A 9,751-nucleotide genomic window follows, 5' to 3' on the forward strand; every position below is an offset into this window, starting at 1 on the left:
TCGGGGAGCGGGGTTCCAGGGCGTCCGCTGTGGCGACCAGGGCGACACCGAGACCGGTCAGCGCGGCGCCGAGGCCCGCGACCAGGGTGGTGAGGTGCCATGCCTGGTAGGCGGACATCAGCGAGGCGCGCAAGGACTGGCCCATGAACGCGGTCCGGCGCAGTTCGGAGAGCCGCTCGTCCTCGCCGCCCGCCGCGTGCAGCTCGGCGGTGATCTCGGCGTAGGTGCGGCCGCCGGTGGCGCGGGCGACGTTGCCGTTGATGAACTCGGCGTAGGCGTGCGCGTCGGTGCCGGTCCGCACCGGCCGTCCGGCGTAGGGCTCGAGCCCGGCGGGCAGCCCCCGTTCGGGGAAGGTGATCTTCTGGGCCGCCAGCTCGGCGCGGATCTCCTTCCTGCCGCCGCGGGCGCGTACCAGCATGACCGGCCCGGCCGCGGCCAGGGCGAGGCCGACCGTCCCGAGCAGGGTGCCGGCCCGGCGGTGTGTTCCGTCCATGATGTGCTTCCTTCTGTGCTCGTGTGCTCGCGGGTACGGCGGGGCGTCGCCGGCTCAGTGGTGGCTGAGCCTCAGCCGCCAGGCCTCGGGTCCGCTCTCCAGGTACTCCACCGAGAAGATCCCGGGATTGCGCTGCTCGATCTGCGCGAGGAGCGGCAGCGGGTCGTGCGGGGCGACCAGCACCATCGCGGTGCCCGCCGGGACGGCGTCGAGGGCGCCGAACACGGTGGCGTGGCGCAGGGCGTGCGGGACCTCCCGTACGTCCAGCTCGGGTTCCGCCGCCTCCTCGGCGGCGCCGCAGCCGCACACTCCGCCGCAGCCGCCGGTCTCCTCGATCGGTTCTTCTCGCATGTCCTGTCCTTTCTCGGTGTTCCGGGCCTTCTCGGCGGTCCGGGGTTCATGGGCGTCCACGAGGGTCGCGTCGCTCGCGAGCCACCGGTGCGTGTCCGCGAGCAGGCCGGCGAGCGAGATCTCGGGTGCCATGGCGAGCAGCGGCAGCACGAGACCGTTCTCCTTGGCCACGTGTTCCTCGAAGAGCACCTGCAGGGCGCGGGCGTCGGCTGCCGAATCCGCCGGGGAGGGCGCCGCGCGCAGCGCGTCGACGAGCGCGGTCAGACAGCGGTGTTCGCCGATCAGGCCTTCGACGAGCAACCGTGCCTCGGGCAGGCCGTGGGCGGTGGGGTAGAGCGTGGCCTCCTCGGCGGCGGCGTGCGGCAGCAGCGAGCGGTCGCAGAACGCGGTCAGGCCGGTGTGGATCACCTCGGCGGCACCCGGGTCCGTGTCCGCGGACGCGAGCAGCATCCTCACGCGTCCCGCCAACTCCCCGGCGAGACGGGCGTGATGAGCCACCGCTGCTTCGAGGGCCGCTGCGTCCTCGGGGGTCGAGGCGAGGGTGAGCACACTCATGACGGTGCCTCCGGAAGGTCGGTGGTCGGCTCGGCCGACCGGTACGGGCGTGGAAGGGACTTCGATGTCCGGTGCCGGCGGGGGCGTTTCGGGGCCGGTCGCCCGGCCGGGAGCGGTGTTCACGGGCCGGGGCCGGCTTCCGGGGTCCGGACCGGGGTTGCCGCGTCCGGCCGCGGTGGAGCGGCCGGACGCACGACCGGACCGGCCGGCCGTCCGCGGTTCGGACGGACATCAGCATGCGACCGCGGCCCCGTCCGCCGACCTGGCCGACCGGGTCCGGTCCAGGGGCCGTTCGGCCCCATTGCGGCCGCGCGAAGTGGGCCACAAGGCGCTCCGGCAGGGACCGCCGGACCAGGTACGCCGAGGTCGGCGGCACATAGCGTCAGCGCCATGGAGAAAGATCAGAACGTACGACCGCGGGCGTCGCTCGGTGAGGACTGGCCGCTGGCCGCCCGGCGGCTGCTCACCCGCCGCGAGGTGTCGGCCGACGGCCGTGCGGTGTTCGGCGAGGGCGACCCGAAGTGGGAGGGCTTCTACCGCGACCGGTGGGCGCACGACAAGGTCGTACGGTCCACGCACGGGGTCAACTGCACGGGTTCCTGCTCGTGGATGGTGTACGTCAAGGACGGCATCATCACCTGGGAGCACCAGGCGACGGACTATCCGTCGATCGGCACGGACTGCCCCGAGTACGAGCCGCGCGGCTGCCCGCGCGGGGCGTCCTTCTCCTGGTACACGTACTCCCCCAGCCGGGTCCGCTACCCGTACGTGCGCGGCACGCTGCTGAAGATGTGGCGCGAGGCCCGCAAGCGGCTGGGCGACCCGGTGGCGGCCTGGGCCGAGATCACCGGCGACCCGGCGAAGGCGCGCGCCTACAAGCGGGCCCGCGGCAAGGGCGGTCTGGTGCGCGCGGACTGGGACGAGGTGAGCGAGCTGGTCGCCGCCGCCCAGGTGCACACCGTCAAGACGTACGGCCCCGACCGGGTGGCCGGCTTCTCGCCCATCCCGGCGATGTCGATGGCGTCGTTCGCGGCCGGCGCGCGGTACCACTCGCTGATCGGCGGCACCCTGCTGTCGTTCTACGACTGGTACGCCGACCTGCCGATCGCCTCCCCGCAGGTCTTCGGCGACCAGACCGACGTGCCGGAGGCCGCGGACTGGTGGAACGCGGGCTACCTGATCATGTGGGGCTCCAACATCCCCGTCACCCGCACGCCCGACGCGCACTTCCTGACCGAGACCCGCTACAACGGCACCAAGGTCGTCGCGGTCAGCCCCGACTACGCCGACAACGTCAAGCACGCCGACGAATGGGTCTCCCCGCACCCCGGCACGGACGGCGCGCTGGCGATGGCCATGGGCCATGTGATCCTGCGCGAGTTCATCGTCGACCGCGAGGTGTCGTACTTCCAGGAGTACATGCGGAAGTTCACCGACGCCCCGTTCCTGGTGACGCTGCGCGAGCACGAGCGCGGTCTCGTCCCGGACGGGTTCCTGACCGCCGCCGACCTCGGTCAGGACGGCGAGAACGCCCACTCCAAGACCGTGCTGATCGACTCGGCGACCGGCGAACCGGTGGTGCCCAACGGCTCGCTCGGCTTCCGCTGGGAGAAGTCCGAACAGGGCCGCTGGAACCTCGAACTGGGCGACGTGGTGCCCGAGATGAGCCTGCTGGAGAGCGCGGAGACGACCGTCGAGGTCGCGCTGCCCCGCTTCGACGAGGGCGCCACCGAGGGCGGTTCGGTCCTGGTGCGCGGTGTGCCGGCGCGCCGGATCGGCGGCCGCCTGGTCACCACCGTCCTCGACCTGATGCTCGCCCAGTACGGCGTCGGGCGCCCCGGTCTGCCGGGCAGTTGGCCCGCCTCTTACGAGGACGCCTCCGAGCCCTACACCCCGGCCTGGCAGGAGACGGTCACCTCGGTGCCCGCCGAGCAGGCGGCCCGGATCGCCCGCGAGTTCGCCCGCAACGCCGAGCGCACCAACGGCCGTTCGATGATCGCGCTGGGCGCCGGCACCAACCACTGGTTCCACTCCGACACCATCTACCGGGCCTTCCTGGCGCTGACCACGATGACCGGCTGCCAGGGCGTCAACGGCGGCGGCTGGGCGCACTACGTCGGCCAGGAGAAGGTCCGCCCGGTCACCGGGCAGCAGCACCTGTCGTTCGCCTTCGACTGGCAGCGGCCCACCCGGCACATGGCGGGCACCTCGTACTGGTACCTCAACTCCGACCAGTGGCGCTACGAGGCGTTCGGACCGGAGGAACTGGCCTCCCCGCTCGGTGAGGGCCGCTTCAAGGACAAGGGCTTCGCCGACTGCCTGGCGCAGGCGATCCGGCTGGGCTGGAGCCCCGGTCACCCCGGCTTCAACCGCAACCCGCTCGACATCACCGACGAGGCGAGGAAGCGCGGCAAGGAGGTCTCCGAGCACATCGTGGACGAGCTGAAGTCCGGGGAGCTGCGGTTCGCCGCCGAGGACCCCGACGACCCGGCCAACTTCCCGCGGGTGCTGACCGTGTGGCGGGCCAACCTGCTCGGCTCGTCCGGCAAGGGCAACGAGTACTTCCTGCGCCACCTGCTGGGCACCGACGCGGCCGTCCGCTCCGAGGAGACCCCTGCCGAGGGACGTCCCAAGGACGTGGTGTGGCGGGAGGAGGCGCCCGAGGGCAAGCTCGACCTGATGGTCTGCATGGACTTCCGGATGACGTCGACCGGTCTGCTCGCCGACGTGGTCCTGCCGGCCGCCACCTGGTACGAGAAGGACGACCTGTCCAGCACGGACATGCACCCCTTCGTGCACGCCTTCACCCCGGCCATCGCCCCGCCCTGGCAGGCCCGTACCGACTACGACACCTTCATGACCATCGCCGACCGGTTCAGCGAACTGGCCGCCGAGCACCTGGGCACCCGCACCGACGTCCTCGCCGTGCCGCTGCTGCACGACACCCCGGACGAACTCGCCCAGCCGGGCGGGACGGTGAAGGACTGGAAGCACGGCGAGTGCGAACCGGTCCCCGGCAGGACCATGCCGAAGCTGGTCGTCATCGAGCGCGACTACGCCGTCATCAACCAGAAGATGCGCGCCATCGGTCCGCTGCTGGACACCCTGGGCACCACCACCAAGGGCGTCACCGTCCACCCCGACCAGGAGCTGGAGGACCTGCGGCACCGCTGCGGCACCGTCCGGGACGGCGTCGCCGCGGGCCGGCCCTCGATCGCCACCGCGTCCGACATGTGCGAGGCGATCCTCGCCCTGTCCGGCACCACCAACGGACGGCTGGCCACCGAGGGCTTCAAGGAGCTGGAGCGCCAGACCGGCAGCAAGGGCCTGGTGGAGCTGTCCGCCGAGCGCGAGGCGGAGCGCATCACCTTCGCCGACACCCGCACCCAGCCCCGCTCCGTGATCACGTCCTACGAGTGGTCCGGCAGCGAGACCGGCGGGCGCCGCTACTCGCCGTTCGTCATCAACACCGAGCACAAGAAGCCCTGGCACACCCTCACCGGCCGCCAGCACTTCTTCGTCCAGCACGACTGGATGGCCGAGCTCGGCGAGCAACTGCCGGTCTACCGGCCGCCGCTGAACACGCCCAAGCACTACGGCGACGAGCACCTGCACGAGGACGGCCGGGCCGAGGTCACGGTCCGCTACCTGACCCCGCACTCGAAGTGGTCGATCCACTCCAACTACCAGGACAACAAGTACATGCTGGACCTGTCCCGGGGCGGGCCGACGATCTGGATGTCCACCGTCGACGCCGAGAAGATCGGCGTCAAGGACAACGAGTGGATCGAGTCGTACAACCGCAACGGCGTCGTCGCCGCCCGCGCCGTGGTCACGCACCGCATGCCCGAGGGCACGGTGTACATGTACCACGCCCAGGACCGCAACGTGAACGTGCCGAAGACCGAGGTCAGCGGCAGGCGCGGCGGCATCCACAACTCGCTGACCAGACTGCTGCTCAAGCCCACCCATCTCGCGGGCGGCTACGCCCAGTTCACCTACGCCTTCAACTACTACGGCCCGACCGGCAACCAGCGCGACGAGGTCACCGTCATCCGCCGGCGCTCGCAGAACGTGGAGTACTGACATGCCCCGTGGCGAAGCCACCATCGGACGCGTCATGGCACAGATCGCCATGGTGATGAACCTCGACAAGTGCATCGGCTGTCACACCTGCTCGGTCACCTGCAAGCAGACGTGGACCAACCGCACCGGCGTCGAGTACGCCTGGTTCAACAACGTCGAGACCAAGCCCGGAGTCGGCTACCCCCGCCGCTACGAGGACCAGGAGCACTGGAAGGGCGGCTGGATGCTCGACAAGCGCGGCCGTCTGGTGCTGCGCTCGGGCGGCCGCGTCAAGCGCCTGCTGTCGCTGTTCTCCAACCCCGACCTGCCGTCCATCGAGGACTACTACGAGCCGGTCACCTACGACTACGACAACCTGGTCAGCGCCCCGGCGGGCCCGGACTTCCCGGTGGCCCAGCCCCGTTCGGTCCTCACCGGCAAACCCACCGCCATCACCTGGGGCGCCAACTGGGAGGACGGCCTGGGCGGCGCGGGCGAGAACGCCGGCGCCGACCCCAACCTCAGCGGCGAGTGGGCCGAGAAGGTGAAGTTCGAGTTCGAGCAGACCTTCCTGTTCCACCTGCCCCGGCTGTGCGAGCACTGCCTCAACCCGGCCTGCGTCTCGGCCTGCCCGTCGGGCGCGATGTACAAGCGGGTCGAGGACGGCATCGTCCTGGTCGACCAGGACGCCTGCCGCGGCTGGCGGATGTGCGTGACGGCCTGCCCGTACAAGAAGGTGTACATCAACCACGCCACCGGCAAGGCGGAGAAGTGCACCTTCTGCTTCCCGCGGATCGAGGCCGGTCAGCCCACCGTCTGCTCCGAGACCTGCGTCGGGCGCCTGCGCTACCTCGGCCTGGTGCTGTACGACGCCGACAAGGTCGGCGAGGCCGCCGCCACCCCGGACGAGAAGGACCTGCTGGACGCCCAGCGCGACGTCTTCCTCGACCCGGAGGACCCGGAGGTCCGCGCGGCCGCCCGCGCCTCGGGCATCCCCGAGGACTGGCTGGACGCCGCCCGCCGCTCCCCGGTGCACGCGCTGATCTCGCGCTACAAGGTGGCGCTGCCGCTGCACCCGGAGTACCGCACCCTGCCGATGGTCTGGTACGTGCCCCCGCTCTCCCCCGTGCTCGACGCCGTCGACGCGGCGGGCGGCAACCAGGACGACCCCGACCACGTCTTCGCCGCCGTCACCCGGCTGCGCATCCCGCTGGAGTACCTGGCGGAGCTCTTCAGCGCCGGCGACACCGACGTCGTCGCCGGAGTCCTGATGAAACTCACCGCGCTGCGCTCGTACATGCGCGAGCGCACCCTCGGCGAGGAGGGCGACGAGGCCGCGCTGAAGGCCGTCGGCCTCACCGTCAGGGAGGCGGAGGACATGCACCGCCTGCTGGCCGTCGCCAAGTACGACGACCGTTACGTGGTGCCCGCCGCCCACAAGGAGGACGCGGCCGCCCTCAGCGCCATGGAGAACCGCTGCCCGGTGGAGTCCTCCGGCGACGACCGCACCGACAAGGCCGGCCGGGTCATGCTCGGCATCCCCACCCTGCGCCGCCGGACCGACGGAGGCCGAGCATGAGTCCGCTGCCGACGACGATTCCCGAGCTGGTGCGCACCCGGATCCGCGCGGCCGTGCGCCGCCCGGCCCGGCTCACCCCCGAGGAGACCGAGGCACGCGTCCTGCTGCTGCGGATGTGCTCGCTGCTGCTGCAGTACCCGGACGCCGAACTCGCCGCCGCCCGGCCGGTGCTGACGGCCACCGTCGAGGCGCTGCCGCCGTCGCCCGCGGCGGAGCACCTGGCCGGCTTCGCCGCCTGGTTCGCCGGCCAGGACCTGGAGTCGCTGGAGCGGCACTACGTCGAGATGTTCGACCTGCGCCGCAAGAGCAGCCTCTACCTCACCTACTACCTGCACGGTGACACCCGGCGCCGGGGCATGGCCCTGCTCACGCTGAACCAGCGCTACCGGGCCGCGGGATGGGAGACCGACGGGGGCGAACTGCCCGACCACCTGCCGGTGGTACTGGAGTTCGCCGCCCTGGCGGGTCCGGGCGGCGGGGAGGCGCCGCTGCGCCAGCACCGGCGCGGCCTGGAGCTGATCCACCGCGCCCTCACCGACTCCGGCTCCCCCTACCGGCACGTACTGGCCGCGCTGCTCACCCTGCTGCCGCCGCCCACCGAGGCGGACCGGGCGGCGGTGGACCAGCTCGTCGCCGAGGGCCCGCCGAACGAAGAGGTCGGCCTCGACCCCTACGGGACCTACGGGGAGGGGGAGTTCGCCCCTCCGGGCGCCTTCGTGCCGCCCGCGCCCGCCGAGCCGACCCGTGTGCCGCCCGCCCCGACCAGCCGTACGGAAGGCCCCCGATGAACGCCGTACCCACCCTCCTGGCCGCCGCGCCCGTGAGCGGAACCGATCTGCTCCTGTGGGTCGCCGTGCCCTACATCTGTCTCGCCGTGTTCCTGGTCGGACACGTCTGGCGCTACCGCCAGGACCAGTTCGGCTGGACCTCCCGCACCAGCCAGCTCCTCGAACACCGCTGGCTGCGCTGGGGCAGCCCGCTGTTCCACCTGGGCACCTTCATGGTGATCGGCGGGCATGTGGTGGGGCTGGTCGTACCCGAGAGCTGGACCGAGGCCGTGGGCATCTCCGAGCACATGTACCACACCACCGCCGTGACGGCGGGTTCGGTGGCGGGCGTGGCCATGGTCACCGGACTGGGCATGCTGTGCGCCCGCCGACTGCTGACCCGCACGATCCGGCTGCACACCGACCGCAGCGACAAGGTGCTCTTCCCGCTGCTGGCCGCCACCGCCCTGCTGGGCATCACCGCCACCGCCGCGCACAACGTGTTCGGCGCCGGCTACGACTACCGCGTCACCATCTCCGTCTGGTTCCGCGGCCTGTTCACCCTCCAGCCGCAGCCGGAGGCGATGGCCGGAGCGCCGCTGCTGTTCCAGGTGCACGCCCTGTGCGCCTGCCTGCTCTTCGCCGCCTGGCCGTTCACCCGGCTCGTGCACGTGTGGAGCGTGCCGGTCGGCTACCTCGCCCGGCCCTACCTGGTGTACCGCAGGAGGGCCGTACCTGCGGCGGCCCCGGCGGCCACGCGCCGGACCCGGCGGGAGTTCCACTCCGGACACACCCGATGAGCCACACTCCCGCGCTCGCGGCGGAGTCCACGGCCGGCGCGAGCGCGCGGGCCGTGGGCGCCGGCCGCCGGACGGGTCTGGTGATGCTCCTCACCGGGGTCGCCGGCTGGCTCGCCTCCTTCCAGCTGACCGTCGACGACTGGCGGTTGCTCCGCGATCCCGGCTACCAGCCCCCGTGCAACATCAGCCCGGTCGTGAGCTGCGGCAGCGTGATGTCCAGCTCGCAGGGCAGCCTGTTCGGCTTCCCCAACATGCTGCTCGGACTGGCCGCGTTCGCCGCCGTGGCCGTCCTGGGCCTCGCCGTCCTCACCGGCGCCCGGCTGCACCGCGGGCTGTGGCTGGCCCTGGACGCCGGGGCGCTGGCGGGGGTCGTGTTCGTCCACTGGCTCATGACGCAGTCCCTCTACGAGCTGAACAAGATCTGCCCCTACTGCGCCGGCGTGTGGATCGCCACCATCGCACTGTTCTGGTACGTCACCCTGCACTGCCTGGAGCGGGGGATCCTCCCGGCCCCCCGGCGCGTACTGCTGGTCCTCCGGGACACGCACTGGATGCTGCTCGGCGCCTGGTACGGCGTGATCGCGCTGCTCGTCCTGACCCGCTTCTGGCCGTACTGGAGCAGCCTGCTGTGACCGACGGCCCGACGAGCGGTCCGGACCGCGGCCCGGACGACGACCTGGACGACACGACCCGCCGCGCCGGGAGAACCGGACGCGGCGGGAGGACCGGACCCGACGAGAGGGCGACGACGATGGACGACGTACTGCGGGAATGGACCGCGGCGGTACAGGCCGAGCTGGGCATCGACCTCGAACTCGACCGGGCCCTCCTCCTCTCCCTGGCGGGCGATGCCGCACACGGTGTCGCCCGGCCCGCCGCCCCGCTGACCACGTTCCTCGTGGGGTACGCGGCCGGGTGTGCGGACGGCGGCCCCGACGCGGTGGCCGCCGCGGCGGGGCGCGCCGCGGACCTCGCCGCCCGGTGGTCGGCCGAGGCCGAGGCCCGCCCCGGCTCCGGGACGGCCTGACAGGCCCTGCCCGAGGCCGGTCGCACCCGGAACCCGGGGCCCCGACCGCCCACAGCGGACGCCCTTCCTCCCCGCCGACAACGGGGAGGAAGGGCGTCCGCGTCTTCCGGGAGG

Annotated in this window: 7 protein-coding genes and 1 pseudogene; 6 read left to right on the top strand and 2 right to left on the bottom strand. The window is 72.1% G+C overall.

The annotated features are described in order from the left end of the window. Together CW362_RS41385 and CW362_RS41390 are read right to left on the bottom strand one after the other, a co-directional pair. Positions 1-493, bottom strand: a 493-nt coding sequence (locus CW362_RS41385) for a hypothetical protein (protein WP_103554745.1), incomplete at its 3' end; no start/stop codon positions are given. Between the two features lie 54 nt (positions 494-547). Beyond that, complete coding sequence (locus CW362_RS41390; RefSeq protein ID WP_103554746.1) at positions 548-1,399, bottom strand: DUF2249 domain-containing protein; 852 nt, start codon at positions 1,397-1,399, stop codon at positions 548-550. A 390-nt stretch (positions 1,400-1,789) separates the two neighbouring features. Between CW362_RS41390 and CW362_RS41395 the strand changes: the two genes are divergently transcribed. From CW362_RS41395 to CW362_RS41420, 6 genes and pseudogenes are all read left to right on the top strand, one after another. After that, on the top strand, positions 1,790-5,485 hold the full coding sequence (locus tag CW362_RS41395; RefSeq protein WP_103554747.1) for a nitrate reductase subunit alpha: 3,696 nt from the start codon (positions 1,790-1,792) through the stop codon (positions 5,483-5,485). A gap of 1 nt (position 5,486) precedes the next feature. Beyond that, entirely contained in the window at positions 5,487-7,043 is a 1,557-nt protein-coding gene (gene narH, locus CW362_RS41400) for a nitrate reductase subunit beta (RefSeq protein ID WP_103554748.1), read from the top strand. Beyond that, the gene (gene narJ, locus CW362_RS41405; RefSeq protein ID WP_103554749.1) at positions 7,040-7,831 is read left to right on the top strand and encodes a nitrate reductase molybdenum cofactor assembly chaperone; all 792 of its coding nucleotides are present in this window, start codon (positions 7,040-7,042) and stop codon (positions 7,829-7,831) included. Before narH ends, narJ begins: the two co-directional genes overlap by 4 nt. Further along, positions 7,828-8,610 carry a respiratory nitrate reductase subunit gamma gene (gene narI, locus CW362_RS41410; protein WP_103554750.1) on the top strand — a complete coding sequence of 261 codons (783 nt, stop codon included), beginning with the start codon at positions 7,828-7,830 and terminating at the stop codon, positions 8,608-8,610. The genes narJ and narI overlap by 4 nt, the downstream gene beginning before the upstream one ends. Then, entirely contained in the window at positions 8,607-9,242 is a 636-nt protein-coding gene (locus CW362_RS41415) for a vitamin K epoxide reductase family protein (protein ID WP_240658330.1), read from the top strand. The genes narI and CW362_RS41415 overlap by 4 nt, the downstream gene beginning before the upstream one ends. 128 nt (positions 9,243-9,370) lie before the next feature. Next, positions 9,371-9,637: pseudogene (locus CW362_RS41420) on the top strand (DUF6457 domain-containing protein); the annotation flags it as partial. Between the last annotated feature and the right edge of the window lie 114 nt (positions 9,638-9,751).

Source organism: Streptomyces populi (assembly GCF_002911015.1).
Lineage (GTDB): Bacteria > Actinomycetota > Actinomycetes > Streptomycetales > Streptomycetaceae > Streptomyces > Streptomyces populi.

Excerpts from the sequence above, each read along its gene's own strand:
- CW362_RS41390 (WP_103554746.1), bottom strand. The coding sequence starts at position 1,399 with ATGAGTGTGCTCACCCTCGCCTCGACCCCCGAGGACGCAGCGGCCCTC.
- CW362_RS41395 (WP_103554747.1), top strand. The coding sequence starts at position 1,790 with ATGGAGAAAGATCAGAACGTACGACCGCGGGCGTCGCTCGGTGAGGAC.
- narH (WP_103554748.1), top strand. The coding sequence starts at position 5,487 with ATGCCCCGTGGCGAAGCCACCATCGGACGCGTCATGGCACAGATCGCC.
- narJ (WP_103554749.1), top strand. The coding sequence starts at position 7,040 with ATGAGTCCGCTGCCGACGACGATTCCCGAGCTGGTGCGCACCCGGATC.
- narI (WP_103554750.1), top strand. The coding sequence starts at position 7,828 with ATGAACGCCGTACCCACCCTCCTGGCCGCCGCGCCCGTGAGCGGAACC.
- CW362_RS41415 (WP_240658330.1), top strand. The coding sequence starts at position 8,607 with ATGAGCCACACTCCCGCGCTCGCGGCGGAGTCCACGGCCGGCGCGAGC.